The 17119-nt window shown below is 42.8% G+C and carries 17 protein-coding genes; 12 read left to right on the forward strand and 5 right to left on the reverse strand.

Going from position 1 to position 17119, the window contains the following annotated elements:
- Positions 1–25: 25 nt before the first annotated feature.
- The 3 genes from B0682_RS01060 to hemE form a co-directional block, all read right to left on the reverse strand.
- Positions 26–517 carry an ATP-dependent Clp protease adaptor ClpS gene (locus tag B0682_RS01060; RefSeq protein ID WP_240494800.1) on the reverse strand — a complete coding sequence of 164 codons (492 nt, stop codon included), beginning with the start codon at positions 515–517 and terminating at the stop codon, positions 26–28.
- A gap of 38 nt (positions 518–555) precedes the next feature.
- Positions 556–1344, reverse strand: a complete 789-nt coding sequence (locus B0682_RS01065; protein WP_078306242.1) for a hypothetical protein — start codon at positions 1342–1344, stop codon at positions 556–558.
- 295 nt (positions 1345–1639) lie between these two features.
- Complete coding sequence (gene hemE, locus B0682_RS01070; RefSeq protein WP_078306243.1) at positions 1640–2806, reverse strand: uroporphyrinogen decarboxylase; 1167 nt, start codon at positions 2804–2806, stop codon at positions 1640–1642.
- Between the two features lie 290 nt (positions 2807–3096).
- On the opposite strand from hemE, the gene B0682_RS01075 reads away from it, so the two are divergent.
- The 7 genes from B0682_RS01075 to gloB all read left to right on the forward strand — a co-directional run bounded on the left by B0682_RS01075 (position 3097) and on the right by gloB (position 8856).
- Positions 3097–3393, forward strand: coding sequence for an HU family DNA-binding protein (locus B0682_RS01075; RefSeq protein WP_078306244.1), 297 nt, complete (start codon positions 3097–3099; stop codon positions 3391–3393).
- Positions 3394–3617: 224 nt separating this feature from the next.
- Positions 3618–4013, forward strand: coding sequence for a LapA family protein (locus tag B0682_RS01080; RefSeq protein ID WP_078306245.1), 396 nt, complete (start codon positions 3618–3620; stop codon positions 4011–4013).
- Positions 4014–4034: 21 nt separating this feature from the next.
- Entirely contained in the window at positions 4035–4574 is a 540-nt protein-coding gene (locus B0682_RS01085; protein ID WP_078306246.1) for an NUDIX domain-containing protein, read from the forward strand.
- A gap of 62 nt (positions 4575–4636) precedes the next feature.
- Positions 4637–5407 carry a hypothetical protein gene (locus tag B0682_RS01090; RefSeq protein WP_143823215.1) on the forward strand — a complete coding sequence of 257 codons (771 nt, stop codon included), beginning with the start codon at positions 4637–4639 and terminating at the stop codon, positions 5405–5407.
- A gap of 138 nt (positions 5408–5545) precedes the next feature.
- A complete protein-coding gene (gene serC / locus B0682_RS01095) occupies positions 5546–6700 on the forward strand; it encodes a 3-phosphoserine/phosphohydroxythreonine transaminase (RefSeq protein ID WP_078306248.1) in 1155 nt (384 codons plus the stop codon).
- A gap of 340 nt (positions 6701–7040) precedes the next feature.
- Positions 7041–8054 carry a LysM peptidoglycan-binding domain-containing protein gene (locus tag B0682_RS01100; protein WP_078306249.1) on the forward strand — a complete coding sequence of 338 codons (1014 nt, stop codon included), beginning with the start codon at positions 7041–7043 and terminating at the stop codon, positions 8052–8054.
- 25 nt (positions 8055–8079) lie between these two features.
- A complete protein-coding gene (gene gloB / locus B0682_RS01105; RefSeq protein ID WP_078306250.1) occupies positions 8080–8856 on the forward strand; it encodes a hydroxyacylglutathione hydrolase in 777 nt (258 codons plus the stop codon).
- 66 nt (positions 8857–8922) lie between these two features.
- On the opposite strand, the gene B0682_RS01110 is transcribed toward gloB, so the two are convergent.
- Positions 8923–11361 carry an AAA family ATPase gene (locus B0682_RS01110; protein ID WP_078306251.1) on the reverse strand — a complete coding sequence of 813 codons (2439 nt, stop codon included), beginning with the start codon at positions 11359–11361 and terminating at the stop codon, positions 8923–8925.
- 109 nt (positions 11362–11470) lie between these two features.
- Between B0682_RS01110 and lpxK the strand changes: the two genes are divergently transcribed.
- The 4 genes from lpxK (at position 11471) to B0682_RS01130 (ending at position 15091) form a co-directional block, all read left to right on the forward strand.
- The gene (gene lpxK / locus B0682_RS01115; RefSeq protein WP_078306252.1) at positions 11471–12649 is read left to right on the forward strand and encodes a tetraacyldisaccharide 4'-kinase; all 1179 of its coding nucleotides are present in this window, start codon (positions 11471–11473) and stop codon (positions 12647–12649) included.
- Between the two features lie 76 nt (positions 12650–12725).
- The gene (kdsB, locus tag B0682_RS01120; protein ID WP_078306253.1) at positions 12726–13583 is read left to right on the forward strand and encodes a 3-deoxy-manno-octulosonate cytidylyltransferase; all 858 of its coding nucleotides are present in this window, start codon (positions 12726–12728) and stop codon (positions 13581–13583) included.
- Positions 13584–14690, forward strand: coding sequence for a hypothetical protein (locus B0682_RS01125; RefSeq protein WP_078306254.1), 1107 nt, complete (start codon positions 13584–13586; stop codon positions 14688–14690).
- A 47-nt stretch (positions 14691–14737) separates the two neighbouring features.
- A complete protein-coding gene (locus B0682_RS01130; protein WP_078306255.1) occupies positions 14738–15091 on the forward strand; it encodes a PilZ domain-containing protein in 354 nt (117 codons plus the stop codon).
- 144 nt (positions 15092–15235) lie between these two features.
- Here the strand turns inward: B0682_RS01130 and B0682_RS01135 are convergent, their stop codons facing one another.
- Complete coding sequence (locus B0682_RS01135; protein ID WP_078306256.1) at positions 15236–15667, reverse strand: RDD family protein; 432 nt, start codon at positions 15665–15667, stop codon at positions 15236–15238.
- A gap of 345 nt (positions 15668–16012) precedes the next feature.
- On the opposite strand from B0682_RS01135, the gene prfA reads away from it, so the two are divergent.
- A complete protein-coding gene (prfA, locus tag B0682_RS01140; RefSeq protein WP_078306257.1) occupies positions 16013–17095 on the forward strand; it encodes a peptide chain release factor 1 in 1083 nt (360 codons plus the stop codon).
- Positions 17096–17119: the final 24 nt, after the last annotated feature.

The following is a 17119-nucleotide window of genomic DNA, read 5'->3' on the forward strand; positions in this document are numbered from 1 at the left end:
TTTTGGTAACTGTTTTTGGCAATCATCATCGATACGGCTCAATTTGTGTCAGCAAAGGATAACCTTCTTTGCGAGCAAGCCCATTGCTGGTTTTTGCTTTAGTTTCAGCGATGTCTTTGGGAAAAATGCCCGCAATGCCCTTACCAAAATGATGAATGCTTAACATGATTTGCACCGCTTCATCAACAGAATGGCGAAATTGAGATTGTAGCACCATCACCACAAATTCCATGGGGGTGTAGTCATCATTGTACATCACCACCGCATACATGGGTGGCTTAGCCAGTTCAGGCTCAGCAACCATGATGTCTGTGTCTTTTTTATCATGGCGGTTGGTGTCGTCATGGGCGTAAATAAGATGGTTTTTGTCAGGATATGTGTAACTATGGCGAACAGGCGATAAAGGCAGATGCCAGTCTTGTGCATGGGCGTGATGGTTGGGTATTTTGCTTAACATGGTGATGATGGTTGATTTGTTGGTTAGTTTAATGGTTAATGGTACTGATAAGTAACGCATTGTTAATTGAGACGCATTGTTGATTTAATTGCCACCACCTAAGATGGAGAGATGGGGCGTTCATTGGTCTTGGGTATTTCGGCTAATGATAATGGCACATTGTCCTTGCGTTTACCTAATCGCCAGTTATATAACTGTTCTACTTCTTGTCCGTCAGCAGATAAGGTCAGTTTGACCTGCATGGGGTTAAAACCATCTGGCATGATAAAACGACCACGGATACGAGATATTCCATTGATTTGATAACGGCTTGGCTTTAATGGCACATTGACAAAACTGGTGTCGGTGAGCAAATTTAACGTTGGGGTAAGTGGGGTTGATGAACCGTTTTTATTCACCATCAGCACATCAAAGCGATATTCAAACGCATTTTCTGGTAAAGGTTCGATTTCTGCTCCGATGACTTGCAGTCTGATACCACCACTGTCTGCAATCCGTCGATGAAAAATATCCACACTTTGTTGAAGCTGTTCATTGGTGATTTGTAGCTCTTCTAGCTCTTGTCTGAGTTGTGATAAGCTGGTAAGGCTGATATCCCGCTCTTGCTTGGCGGTGTCAGCTTCGGTGCGTAAAATGTCGTTTTGTAATTTGATGTCTTGTAATGATTGAGTTGTTAAGCGTTTACCATCAGCGGTAACTTCACTTTCTGTCATGGCATCTAGCTTGCCTTGTTTGTAAGCAAACTGATAGGCAAACACAGCGACCAACAACGCCACTGCCAATATGGCAATGGCAAACAGACTAAGTAAACCTGTCATCATGCCCCAATGACGCAAGCTGTTTGGGGGGGATAAGGGCGAAAGTTTAGACAATCGAGACCGAGTCATGATGAAAAGGTGTTCCTAAACATAAGTGTCAAGATGAATGCAACATCATTCATACAAAATGATGAGAACAGATAAGCATGATAACCATAAGGCAGATAATAGGGTAAATGAGAATGAATGGCAATAGATAAACGTCCCTACTCCCTTCACTCCCTTCCGTGATGACTCAAAATCATGACCTAAAATCATGGCTCAAACGCATTGCTAAGCTCATCAGCATAAGCATGCTAACATGCCACACTACTGCCAGCACCCATGCCGAAGCATCGTTAAAGAAGCACAGTGAGTTAATGAGTTAAAGAGCATATTCATGAACCGTATCAATAAACACCTTGGCGTGGTCGGGGTGCGTCCATTGGGTGATGCCATGTCCAAGATTGGCGATATATCCTGTTTTATCACCCTGTCGATAGGCGTCTTGTAACATTAAAGTGGTTTCATGTTTGATGGTGTCTTTGCTGCCAAGTAAGGTCAGTGGGTCTAGGTTACCTTGAATGGCTTTAGAGGGTTGTAGTTTTTTATATTTTTTGGTTAAGTGTCTTTGTTCATCGCTTAAAATTTGTCTGGCTTTATCAATGGGCATGGTCCAATCAATGCCCAACGCATCAGCTTGTGAATCCGCTTGAACATTAAGCCACAGACCACCCCCTTTGGTAAACAGCACAATCGGTATTTGAGGGTGTTTTTGTTTTAGCTCACTGATGATACGGCGGTTGTACTGATGCGAAAATTCGATAAACTGACGATGTCCCAATGCACCGCCCCAACTGTCAAACAACTGTAGCACCTGAGCACCTGCATCAATCTGTGCCGACAGATAATCGGTAACCACCACCGCCACGTTATCCAACAACGCATGCAAAAACTCAGGCTTAGTATACATCAGCTCCTTGGTATGGCGATAGTCTTTTGAGCTGCCTCCTTCAACCATATAAGTCGCCAATGTCCAAGGGCTTCCTGAAAAGCCAAATAATGGCACTTTACCATTAAGCTCTTTACGGATACTGGTTACCGCTTGCATCACATAACCCAATGCGTCATTGACATCTACTTTGGGCAACTGCTCAAGGTCAGACTGCTTGCGAACCGTGTATTTAAATTTAGGTCCTTCCCCTGCAACAAAATACAGCCCTAAACCCATGGCATCAGGAATGGTCAAAATATCACTGAACAAAATGGCAGCATCTAACTCAAAGCGTCTTAGTGGTTGTAGCGTTACTTCAGTAGCAAGCTCAGTATTTTTGCATAAGCTTAAAAAGTCGCCTGCTTGCGTTCGGGTGTTTTGATACTCAGGCAAATAACGGCCTGCTTGTCGCATCATCCACACAGGGGTACAATCTACTGGCTCAAAACGTAACGCCCTAAGTAAGCGGTCATTTTTTAAAGGGGCAAATTTATGGCGGTTGGTTGAAGCCTGTGTGGTTGAAGCGTGTGTGCTGGTTGAATGAGACGCTGATGGCATGGGGTTATCCAATAAAAATATAAAAATAAAAGTTGGGCTAAGATGTCAATTTAACATCATAGCTTAAATTTTGTGATTTATAAACAGTCATATCCGTAAGTGACAAACCACAATCAATAAACCACAATCAACAAACCATCAACATGTGAGGCTTTATGACTGGGTGTTTTTGTTTTACTCTTTGGCGTTTGCAAAACGATAGACAATGACATGACATTTATGCCAAAATCATGCCAAAAGAATACCTAAAACACAAAATACAAGAACACAGCGAAACGGAAGCATCATGAATGTGGGTAAATAAATCTGAGTTGATACAACGCATCAGTCAAAATTGTGATAACATGAATGATGACGTGATTGAAGTGGCGGTTAAGCGATTGTTTGAGCTGATGGCAGAAACATTGCAAGATGATGGGCGGATTGAGATACGAGGTTTTGGCAGTTTTTGTTTGCATCATCATCAACAAAGACACTCTCGTAACCCTAAGACAGGTGAACAGGTGATGGTCAAAGCAAAAGCAATACCACACTTTAAACCTGGTAAGGCATTGCGACTTGAGCTAATGGAGTTTGGCTCATGTTAATATAAGTTGGCTAATGGCAACTTGGCTAATACACCTTGATAAAGGTATCTTGGTAAAGGTATCTTGAGTGAATCTAATAAAGAGTTGGCATAAAGTAGGCATGATAAAAGCAGGCATCATATAGAACATGCCTTAACCTTGTCAGCTTTTTTTTGTTTGTTATTTTTTGAATTGTTGTTTTTGAATTGTTTTTGCATTAACGTTTTTTACTGTGAGGGCATCTCATGCGTGTCGTATTGATGGTGGTTTTGGTGGTGTTTTTTGCTTATGCGTTGGGCTTGGTGATTGCCAATAGCACCGAGCTTGCGGTGAATTTACTGTTTTATCAAGCCCCTGCGATGAACTTAGGCTTGTTGTTGATTATTGCCATCTCTTTGGGCATTGTCATTGGTATTTTCTTATCTTTGCTGTGGTTTAAAGTGTTGCAAAATAAATGGGAGATGGGTCGTCTTAATCGTGAAAATACGCATTTAAAAACAGAACTTGCCAGGTTGACAGGAGCGGTAGAACAACAAAATGCCATTATCTCTGAATCAGCCAATCTTAATGTGCTAAAGACCGAAAGCCAACAAGAAAACCAACAGGGTGCGATGGTTGATAAGCCTTCGCAACATTTTTAAGCCAAATTTAAGCCAAAATCAATGTTGACCACCAAAATTGATGTGGCAGTGGCGGTGATTCGCCATGATGCCGATGTGTTGAATGATGCCAGCGGTAATGCAGTCAATGGCAATACAGTCAACAGCAATACCAGCTGGTTTTTGCTTGGTCATCGACATGCCAAGCAAGACCAAGGCGATTGCCATGAGTTTGTGGGTGGTAAAATCGAGCCGTCTGAGACCGCAACCGATGCCCTTATCCGTGAAGTACAAGAAGAGATTGGCTTGGACATTCAACAGAACGAATTAACCAAATTGGGTGAGATTGAGCATGATTATCCCAATAAATGTGTCCGTCTGCATGTGTATGAAGTGCGTTTATCTGCTGAGCAATATCATGAATTTAATCAAAGCGTGGCTCAGACTCAGGTGAGCCATCAACATGGACAACCCGCCTTATTGGGCAGATTGGGACAGCCATTGGTTTGGGCCAGTTGGCAAGAGTTGCTTGGTGGACGATATCGTCTGCCAGATGCCAATGCTCAGATATTGACATGGTTATCAGCATGGCATCAAGCGTAATCTTTTGGTCATTTATTTAAACGTAAACAGCTTAATCTTCAAACCTCTTAATCATCAAATCTATGCCTAATAACGTTCACAGCCCACATGTTAAACACGTCATCTGTCAACGACAGATGTTACATTTAATGGGTATTGATGTGTGGGTAACAAGGCAGAAATCAGACCAAAAATCCATTCAACAACTCAACCAAACCATTTATTTTGAACCAATACAGTTAGCCAAACCGAATAAACAGTCTGTCATTGACAATCAACCAGCAGACAATCAACCCATAAATCGTCAATCAGTAAACGCCGTAGATAACAGCAGTTACCATGCCAACGATAATCAGCTGGCAGAAGACACGACAATTGGTCATGCGTCTTATGACATATCCAATGACGCATCACAAACTGCTGTCCTAGCATCGCCAACAACAGACACGATGACAGACACAACGGCAGCAGACACGACGGCAAACAGTACGACCGCAGTCAGTTTTGAGTTAGAGGGCTTTAGTTTTAATCATCACAGCGTCTTGGTGGATAAAAAACAGCTGACAGCTGAGCAGATTCAACTTTGGCAAAACATCGTTTCTGTACTAAACGGTGAGTCTTATCAATTTAGCTTTCCCATTTGTGTGGGCATGACTGATGCAGAGTATGCTCAGCAAAGTTTAGATGGATTTCTATGCCGATTAGGACAGCAAACCCAACACCCTGTACTGTGCTTAAGTCCATTGCCTAACGGGGTTAATCTTAAACAAGCAGTTGATGCTCCATTGTTGGCGGATATGTTGGTAACGCCCAAGTTGAAACAAACATTTTGGCAACAGTTACAATCTGTCTAGGCACAATCTATCTGGGTCATCTAGAGCCATTTGGCGACACCGTTTCAGTAAAGACACCGTTTCAGTAAAGACACAGTTTAAGTAAAAGAAAAGCCAATTAACTACAAACCATTGAAGACCATTGAAGGATTGATGTTTATGACAAGCTTGATTTCATCAGACCAATTAGAGCAGTTATCTTTAGAACAGTTACATCGATTGCCCAATTTTTCTGCTGGCCCTGCGTCCATACCCACGCCTGTACTGTATCAAGCACAACAAGAGCTGTTGGATTGGCAAGGCAAAGGCGTGTCAGTGATGGAAATGAGCCACCGCAGTCAAGATTATATGCAAATTGCCAGTGAAGCTGAGCAAAATTTGCGTGAGTTGATGGCAATTCCAAATCATTATAAGGTGTTGTTTTTGCAAGGCGGAGCGTCTTTACAGTTTTCTGCCATACCGCTTAATTTGCTGTCATTTAATCAAGATAACAGCGTGGCTGATTATCTATTAACAGGGACGTGGTCAAAAAAAGCCTTTAGTGAAGCCACACGTTATGCCAATTTGGGGCTTGGTCGGGTTAATCTTGTGGCAGATGGTCGTGGGCTTAATTATCAGAGCGTGCCAGATAGGCACACTTGGCAAACAACAGACAACGCCAGCTATTTTCACTATTGTGCCAATGAAACCATTCATGGTGTACAGCTGTTTGAACCGCCTAAGGTATCAGCTCCCTTGGTGGCTGACATGTCATCAAGCATTTTATCACACCCCATTGATGTTAATGATTATGGGGTAATTTATGCTGGGGCGCAAAAGAACATTGGGCCGGCAGGCTTGGTGATTGTGATTATCCGTGAAGACTTATTGGGTCATGCCAGTGATTGGTGTCCTGCACTGCTTAATTATCAAACACAAGTTGATGCTGACTCGATGAGTAACACGCCAGCGACTTATTCTTGGTATTTGGCAGGCTTGGTGTTTGAGTGGTTAAAGGCGCAAGGTGGGGTTGAACAAATTGCTAAGATTAACCAACAAAAAGCCAAATTGTTGTATGATGCAATTGATGGCAGTGACTTTTATCACAATGGCATTGATGCACAATATCGCTCCATCATGAACGTGCCATTTACTTTGGCAGATGCGACGTTGGATAACGTGTTTTTGGCTAAGGCAAAACAGCAAGGGCTACTAAACTTAAAAGGTCATCGCAGTGTGGGGGGAATGCGTGCCAGCATCTACAATGCCATTGGCTTAGATTGGGTTGAACAATTAGTGGCATTCATGCAAGATTTTGAAAAACAGCATGGCTAATAATCAATGGTAAGCAACCAAAAATAAGCAACAAAAATAAGCAACCATAGACAAACTGGGCATTTGTTGCTTAAATTGGTCAAATGATGTCGATGAATAATCACAAAATCCATGGTTGATGCCCTTTTGGCAAATAATTAAACCCCATTGAGCTGATGTTGCTTGATTTATATGGGTGATTGAGTAAGATAAAGCCATAAACAATCACGGTTAACAGTTAAGTCAATAAAAGCCAAATAGATAACCAAGTAGATAACAATGATGCGTCATCACAATGACACAGATAACAGCTGGGCAGATAATCGCTAAGCATTTATAGAGTGGTTGATTAGGAGCTGACATGTACGCACACAATACCAAACAACAGACAACAGAACAGCTAATAAACAAAAATCTTGTTCATAAAAGGTTACTTTTATCATATTCAGTGATGGCATCGTTGCTATTTTTCAGCTTGCCAAGCGTTGCTGCTACCTTGCATGAAGTGGAATATGGTGAAACACTGTCTAGCATTGCTCGTCAGTATGACATCAGCATTGATGATTTGGTGCGAGCTAATGGCATACAACGCACCGCAACCATCAAACCCACTCAATTGTTAAACATTCCTACTGACACACAAACATCAGACAGAGCAAGCAATTTTATTGCCACCAATCGTTTTGCCAACCAAACCAATACCAGTACGAATAATCGTGAATACACAGGCAATGTGGACAGTTATGTTATTAAAAGTGGCGATAATTTAAGCATGCTTGCTAATCGTTATGGCGTGAGTGTGGCACAATTGGCAAATCTTAACCGCATTAGCCCACAAACCATCATAGTTGCTGGGCAAAAATTGGTTGTGCCGACCACACCAATAAACACCAATCTAACCAGTAACAGAACATCACAAACCAGAACATCACAAACCAGCATATCACGTCATGTGCCACAAACTGGTTCTTATCAAGGTAACCATCAAGTTCAACATAAAGTCCAGCTTGGCGAAACCTTATCAGGATTGGCAACTCGTTATAAAATTCCTTTAACCACCTTGGCATCTGCCAATAATGTACCTACCGATTATATGCTCATAAATGGGCAAATACTGACCATACCAGGCGTCAGTAAGGTCATCACCAAACCGACTGCTGTGCAAGCCAACAGCACAATCAATGCCCCTAAAACACATACCGTCAAACCAGGAGAGGGGCTGATTGGCATTTCTAATAAATATAAAGTCAATCTCAGTGAGCTTGCCAGAATCAATGGCATTGGTATTTATGACCATGTGCAAGTTGGGCAAGTGCTAAAATTGCCCAGCAATGCCATGCCAATAGACAGCTTGGACAACTCAGCCACATATTAAGTCAGCCACATATTAAGGATGTGTCATGTTAAGGTTTTATCCAATTCCTGCGTTTAGTGATAACTATATTTGGGCATTGGTCAATCCCAGCAACAAACAAGCTGTCATCATCGACCCTGGGCAAGCTGACCCTGTGCGAAACTATATCAATCAACATGGGCTGGATTTGACCGCCATTTGGATAACCCATAAACACGCCGATCACATCGGTGGGGTATCTGAGCTAAGAGAGTTGTACCCACTAACGCACGTGGTGGCTCATGCCGATCATGGCATTCACCCTGACCAAGAAGTCAAAGAAGGCACAACCATAAACTTATGGGGTAAGACCGCACAAGTGTGGTTGGTGGCAGGACATACCCAGCATCATTTGGCGTATGTGATGGAAGTGGATAAAGTCAAGCATGTGTTTTGTGGTGATACCTTGTTTAGTGCAGGTTGTGGTCGAGTGTTCACAGGTACGGTGGGTGACTTGTATCACAGTTTAGAGCGGTTTGCCAAATTGCCAGATGACACGCTGTTTTATCCTGCTCATGAATACACATTAAATAACTTAGCGTTTGGCTTATCCATTGAGCCAAATAATATGGCGATGAAACATCACGTGAATGAAATTGAGCAAAGACTGGCAAATAACCAAACATCACTGCCCACCAGTTTAAGTCAAGAGCGTGATATCAATGTGTTTTTACGTTGTGATAAAGACAGCGTGGTTAATGCTGTGGCACAACAAGTTGAGCTTGATGACGATAAACCCTTGACCGTCTTTGCTGCTTTACGCCAATTAAAAGATGACTTTTAGCGAATGCCAAAAGCAACATGTTTGATTGAGAATAACGTGGGTTTTTTGGGACGGTTGTTGAATCAGCTACCCACGCTCATCATCTTGCCATTGTTTTAATTGTTTAATAATCCGCCCTTGCAGACAGTGTTTACTTAGGTTGCCTTTTTTGTTTGTGTTGCTGTAGGGCATTTGGGTCAAAAGTGTCATGGCTTCGCTGATATGACTGACCGCATGGATAACAAATTGCCCTGTTGATACTGCGTGTATCACACGGTCATCTAGCATAAGGTCGGTGATGTTGGCTTTTGGAATGATGACGCCTTGAATGACATCTGTGCTGTTGATGCCATCTTGAATCAGCAAATTGTCAGCGGTTGGTCGGTGGTTGACACTGGCGGATTGCTGTTGACACAAATCAAAAAAACTCTCGATTTTCTCATTAATTCCCCCAACCGCTTGTACATCGCCCATCTGGTTCATAGAGCCTGTTACCGCAATGCCCTGATAGATGGCAATTTGCCCCAATGATGACAGCAAAGCACAAGCTTGGGCTAGGGTGGCACTGTCGCCGTCTATTTCACCATAGTTTTGTTCAACTGCCAGTGATGCACTGAAGTTTAATGGACAAAATGGGCTAAATGTGCTTTTTAAAAAATGGCTCATGATTAACATGCCCTTAGCATGCAAATCACCACCCAACTCAACTTCACGTTCGATATCAATGATATCACCATGCCCAACATGTGGCTCTATCACCGCCGTTAGCTGTATTGGCATACCAAACTGGGTATTGGCATGGTCAATCACCGTTAAGGCATTGATGCGTCCTATCAGCCAACCTTGCGTATTTAAATTTTGCTGACCTTGAATAATGTCTTGCCAATATAAAGATTTGAGATAATCAGCTTGCTGTGCTTGAGCCTTAATTGCTTCAATAACATCATGGGCTTCGATGACATCATGGGTTTTGATGACATTGTCTGCTTGGATTTGGGGGGTGTTTTTAGTTTGGTTAAAACGGCTGTTATCGTGATTGGTGGTCATCAAAGTGGTCATCAAACTGGCTTGGATAAGGCGGTCTAGTTTATCCATATGCACCAGTAAGCGATTGTGTCCACTTAATCGCACAAAATGACGATATAACTGCCAAATGGCATCGGTTGCCATGGTTGATATGGGGGTTGATTGAGCATCATTTACCGTGTGTTGATGGATATTTAAAGCATTTAACTGTTGATAAACCAGCTGAGCAAAGCCATTTTTGTGAGCTGTGGTTTGTGAGACTGTGTCATCAAATTCAGCACGCACGGTAAACAGACGAGCAAAACTTGGGTCGATTTCACATAACTCATCAAATTCATCAGCTTCACCAATGGCAATCAATGTGACTGTCATGGGCAAAGTTTGTGGGGCGGTGGGATATGCCAGTGTGTGTGGGTATGTGGCGGTATGATAGTTAATGGGTAACCGTTCTGTGGTCAGCACATCATAAAGCCCTTGGCGTAAGCTTGGTTGTGCCAACAAATCCACCAATCGTATTAATAAAAACCCACCTTGCGACTTAAGTAGCTTGCCCATATGCCAATAAGCATGGCAATTTGTGTGGCAATGAGTCATATAAGGTGAATGGGGCAGACGTGTGGCGTTCATATCAGTCAGACTGTTGATGTCATTGGCTGTGTGTTGACTGATGCTTGGTTGATTGATGCTTGGTAAAACCACACCGCCAAGCACATCTAAGGGGGTTGCTGGTTGGGCGGTATGTATGGGTGGTGAATGCTCGGTCAATGGAGATAAATAAATAAAAAATCGCTGTTTTATCTGTTCTGTTTTTGGCATTGCATTTGGCATCATTGGTGAATGTTCAATGCTCTGTTGCATGGTTTTGATAAACCTTTGCCATGATGGTGTTGGCAGTGATTCTGCCAACGTTTTTAGGCATATGAAGATGGCATCATCTGCTAATGGCGTGTGAGCATCTTGTGATGGGTAAACAGACAAATGTTGCCAAAATTTATTTAAGTTCTGCTGTAATGATAAATGGGTTTTATGGGTGATGGGCAAATGATGAATGGTAAAGGGTGATTGTGTGTCGATAAAGGCCACAAATGACAGTGGTGGGCAATGATTGGCATGAGTTCTTAGCCATGCTTTAATAAATGCACTTTTGCCCATGCCATGGGTGCCTAATAACAGAGTATGGGCATGGATTTGTATGGGTTTTTTATCAGCAGGTAAGTCAAATGATTGACAGTGATGTGCGTGTAACTGATGTGCGTGTAACTTATGCGTGTGTAATTGGGTCATCAGCGTTAAGGCATTGGTTATCCTTGGTTGAGCAAATAAGGGATTATTTGCTAAATTGAGCGTGTCTGTTTTTGGCTGATTGGTTGTTGGCTTAGTTGTTGGCTTAAAAGCGGTTTGGTCTGTTGTGATATTGAGTAAATCGCTGACAGCAACTTGGTGAGTTTTTGTGTTTAGATGGGAGTTGGTGGGGTGTTGATTTATAAAACATTGATTCATGGTGATGGAGTCATGTCAAGGTGGTCTTTAAAATTGTTCTATCAGAAGCAATTTAGTATGATAAAATTTTTACCATGATAGCACATACTCACAAAGTCAGAGCCCATTTATGTCGTTAGAAAGTGTGTTTACCCGTGCATGGCAACAACAGTCAGCATGGTTGTGGGGTCTTGCTCCTTTAAGTTGGTTTTATGGCGGTTTGTTTAAGTTAAACAAATTTTGCCATGACTGTGGCATTAAGGCGGTGTATCATGCCCCAGTTCCCGTCATTGTTATTGGCAACATCAATGTGGGTGGCAGTGGTAAAACACCTTTTATCATCGCTTTGATTGAGTATTTACACAAGTTAGGCTTAACCATTGGTGTCATCAGCCGTGGTTATGGTGGACAAGTGGATAAAATGCCATTGTTGGTAACAACAGATAGCTCCCCTGACGTGGTGGGTGATGAACCTGCCTTAATCGTACGACAAACAGGTGTGGCGATGGCGGTATGTCCTAACCGACAACAGGCGATTGAGTTGTTGCTTGAGCATCATGCTGATATTAGGCTGATTTTATCTGATGATGGGTTACAGCATCATGCGTTGCATCGAGATGCTGAATGGATAGTGGTGGATGTGGTGCGTGGTTTTGGTAATCGCCAACTGTTGCCCATGGGATATCTGCGTGAGCCTGTCAGTCGGTTACTTGATGATGTTGGTATGGACAATGCTGGCATACAAACAGAGCTGTTGTTTCATGTGACGGGTTTAGATGGTAACCTTAAATATCACATCACACAACTTGCCCCTAATTTGCACGCATTGCCTTATTTAAGCCAAACCAGCCCCTTGGCAAATATCCCCACCATGACGTTATGCACTGATAACGTGATAAGCTTGAGTGCTTGGGCAAGTCATCATGCTTGGGAAACACAGATGAATGATGATGGGCAATGTTTGCAAGCACAAGCGGTGATTGCCATGACAGGGATTGGTTATCCAAAGCGATTTTTTAATAGCCTAAGCAAATTAGGTTTTTCAATCACCCCCGTGATTTTGCCTGACCACCATCAATATGTCATGACAGATTTTATTAAATTAAATCACCTACCTAAATTACCCATCATTGTAACCACAAAAGATGCCATAAAAATCTTTACGCTATTTCATCACATGACTGATGATGAGCGTCAATTTTGGGAAAATTGGCAACAGCGAATTTGGGTATTGCCCATCACCGCTGATTTATCCACAGCGGTTTATCAACGATTGCATCAACAATTACAAGCATTGGCGATTTTGTAACATGACTGACATCGCCTGCATGATGCCCTTGTCACATCATCCGACGTTTGGCGTGAAACATTTAGGAAAATAACACATGACCACCACCACACCCAGTCCAAATACTCAAAAGACGCATCACAAGACGCATATTGTGATTCCTGCACGCCATAAAAGCAGTCGTTTGCCAGGAAAGCCATTATTGCCCATTCATGGTAAACCCATGATTTTATGGGTGGCTCAAAAAGCAAGTTTGGCAACCTTTGCAGATGATTTGACCATTGCCACCGATGACAAACGCATTGCTGATGTGTGCAGGCATGCAGGTTATGATGTGCTGATGACCGATGTTAATCATGCGTCAGGCACGGACAGACTGGCTGAGGTGGTTACCATCAAAGGCTGGGCAGATGATGACATTGTGATAAATATGCAGGGTGATGAGCCGTTAGTACCTCCGTTACTCCTTGAACAGACCAAAAATTTATTGCTAAAAAGCCACGATGCGGTCATGGCGACTTTGTGTGAGCCCATTCATTCATATGAAGAATTGATGCGTCCATCTGTGGTTAAAGTGGTGGCTGATAAACATAACCATGCCTTGTATTTTAGCCGTGCTGGCATTCCTTGTGACCGAGAACACGCCTTGGCAATGGTCAATAATCGCCAAACCTCAAATGCTCAAACCCCAGAATTTCAAGCTCAAAAAGCCCCAACCCATGCCTATCGTCATTTGGGTTTATATGCGTATCGGGTTGCCATGCTCAAAGCATTTGGTGGTTGGCAAATGGGCATGCTTGAGCAGTTAGAAGCCCTAGAACAGCTTAGGGTATTAGAACAAGGAAAAAAGATAGCGATTGACATTGCCTTAACCAGCTTACCTGCTGGTGTGGACACGCAAGCTGACTTGGATAGACTCAATCAGTTACCACTGACAGCATTTGGTGGTGTGTGAATGACGCCTACAGATAAGATGGTGCGTGGTGATGACTTAGGTTCACAAGCATTTGTAACACAATTACCATGGCAACAACCACTATGGCAACGGCTGACGAGTAAATTCTTGACCAATGATGGCCTACCACATGCCATATTGGCAGGGGGGCGAACAGGCATTGGTAAACGTGCGTTTGTATGGCGGTGGGTGGCATGGCAGTTGTGCCAAAACAAAGCCACATCACCACAGATGGCTTGTGGTCATTGTCAAAGTTGTCAATGGTTGCAGGCAGGTAATCATCCAAATTTGCGAGTATTACCAAGCGACTCATTGCCCATTGCCCATACTGACACATCTGACAAGCGTGTTTATGCTGATGGTACTGGTATCAAAGTTGATGATATCCGCAGTATCCAAGATTTTGCCAATCAAGGCAGTCAAGGCTTGCGTATCATGGTGTTTGTCCATGCAGAAAACATGACCGTGGCAGCCGCCAATGCGTTATTAAAAACGCTAGAAGAACCCAACCCCCACACACAGCTGATATTAATCAGCGACCAACCAAGCAAACTGTTGCCCACCATTCGCAGTCGCACACAAGCATTGCCTTTATCGAACATTCCTTTATCTGTTGCCAAAGCATACGTTTCGACTGCTTTGGCTGATAAAACCGACGCACAGATAAGCCAACTGCTCACCTTAACAGACAATGCCCCAATGGCGGCAATTGAGTTGGCACAAAAACGCTGGTATCAGATGCAATCTGAGTGGCTTGGTACTTGGCAAGCACTGGCCAGCCAAAAACGCACCCCTGTGCAGGCAAGTGATTATTGGCAAAGTCATCTGCCCTTAATGGAATTTATTGAGCTGTCGTTAATGATGCTTGTTGCGATACAAAAATGGCAATCACAACCATGGCAATCACAACAAAAGGCCCAACATCAGCCAGACGAGATGAATATTGGCATTGATTTATCAAACATACATCTGCAAAACATGCCAAGCTTTACTGCCACCATGATGTTACAAAACCAACTGTATGACATGCAACGGTCTTTAAGGCAAAATGTGCAAGATAAAATTATCTATGATGCCTTGATGCAAAAGCTTGCCCAATTATGGTAAGCTTATGACTGATTTCATCACTGATGTATGGACTAGGAGACACTTTTATGGCAATGCCAGGTCGTGGTGGTGCAGGTATTTTAACCTGTAACATTCAAAATATTGACGTACTTTATACCAGTTATTTGCCCTTTATTGAACGTGGGGCAATTTTTGTTCCCAGTGACCGCCAACACCAATTAGGGCAAGAGCTGTTTGTGGCGTTTACCTTACCCGGCTCAAGCGAGCGTATTCCTTTAAATGGTAAAGTGGTGTGGCTTAATCAAAAACCCAGTGCAGGTCGTCCAGCAGGCTTTGCCATTCAATTTGGCAATGATGTCATCGGGCAGCAGATGAAAAATGAAGTTGAACGCCTATTGGCAGGTAAGTTGGATTCCCAACAGACAACGTATACCATGTAGCGTTTGGTTTATCCAACTTGATGCACATTTAGCCCCAATAAACATTAGGACATGTCTTAATATGCCGTGGCTAAATGTGGCTAACTTTGAATTTAACTTCTAAAAAATCTAACTTCTAAATATGGTTGGGTATGGCATGGTGTGTTAGCTGGCTTTGACAACCACGGTTTTCGCCATTTTATCGTGCCAGCTTTGGTTTTTCTTGTCAAAAATCACCCAAAAATAACCCAAGCAAAACACCACTGCCGAGACGAGATAGCCAAAGTAACGAATGATGCCCTGAGTGGGGGTGATGTGATTGCCTGTTTTTTCATCTAATACTTTAAGGTTAAATATCAGCTTGCCTGGTGTGCCAGCAAACTTTATCCACATAAACACAGACCCCACAAAGGGCAATACCGTATTTATTAAAAAATCAATCACGCCTAAATATAAGCTTTCAGACGTAAAATAAGCGTCACCATAGATGGCATACATGATGGGGAAAATGACCAACATCATGATGATGGCGTCTATGATGGTTGCCAACAGCCTAACACCAAAGCCAGCATAGGTGTAATGAGTGTTATCATTCATATCGTTTAATTCTCCTTAAGTAATCGAACCGATTCGATGTTGTTCTTGAAGTTGTTTTTGAAGTTGTTTTGGGTGTGTTGCCACAGTTTGGTTTTGCGACAATGAAAAAAACGTTAAAAACCATCAATTTGAGCTGAATAATATCGCATAATTATCAAGCTTGGCAACAAGTCAAATAATAAAAATCAGCAGATGCGGTAAAATTATGGCAAAATAGCATGTTGAACAAAAACAGCATGTCTAAACAATGAGTGTCATGCGATGGTCATGCGCTGACTGAAACGCTGACTGACAATTGCTGACTGACATTTTATGTAATGACAATTTATGGCTTAATGAGAAATTATGAAAGCATCTTTACGAGAAAGCCTTGACCAAATGATTGACCGCTATGAAGAAGTTACCCATTTGTTATCAGATCCTGATGTCATCAACGACAATGCCAAATTCCGTGATTTATCCGTAGAGCATAGCGAGCTGACCGACATCACCCATCTTTGGCAACGCTACCGACAAACTGAAGCTGACTTGACCACTGCCCACGAGATGCTAGATGACCCAGACATGAAGCAGATGGCACAAGAAGAGATTGAGAATGCCAAAGCACAGCTTGCCAGTATTGAAGAAAAACTTAACGTCATGTTATTGCCCAAAGACCCCAACGATAAAGTACCAGCGTTTTTAGAGATTAGAGCAGGCACAGGTGGTGATGAAGCGGCGATTTTTAGTGGTGATTTGTTCCGCATGTATGAACGCTATGCCCAATCACAAGGCTGGCAGGTGGAAATACTGTCTACCAACGAAGGTGAGCATGGCGGTTATAAAGAAATCATCAGCCGAATATCAGGCACTGATGTGTATGGTCGCTTAAAATTTGAAAGTGGGGCTCATCGTGTGCAACGTGTGCCAGAAACCGAAAGCCAAGGGCGAGTACACACATCAGCATGTACTGTGGCAGTCATGCCTGAAGTTGAGATTGATGACAGTGTGGACTTAAACCCAGCTGACATCAAAATGGATACGTTTCGCTCCAGTGGGGCAGGGGGGCAACATGTCAATACCACAGACTCAGCGGTACGATTAACGCACATTCCCACAGGCACGGTGGTAGAATGCCAACAAGAACGCAGTCAGCACAAAAACCGTGATAAAGCCATGAAAATGCTGGTGGCAAAAATTCAGCAAGACAAAGTACAAAAACAAGTCGATGCGGCAAGTAGCTTACGCCGTAATTTGGTTGGTAGTGGCGATCGCAGTGAACGCATTCGCACCTATAACTTTCCCCAAGGACGCATGACCGACCATCGCATCAATCTGACTTTATATAAATTAGATGCCATCATGGAAGGAGATTTAACTGAGCTTTTAGACAGCCTATTGCGTGAACATCAAGCTGATTTGATGGCGAGTGTGAGTGGCGAGAATTGAGTGGCGAATAATTTGTAAATTAAC

This window comes from Lwoffella lincolnii (assembly GCF_002014765.1).
GTDB classification, from domain to species: Bacteria; Pseudomonadota; Gammaproteobacteria; order Pseudomonadales; family Moraxellaceae; genus Psychrobacter; species Psychrobacter lincolnii.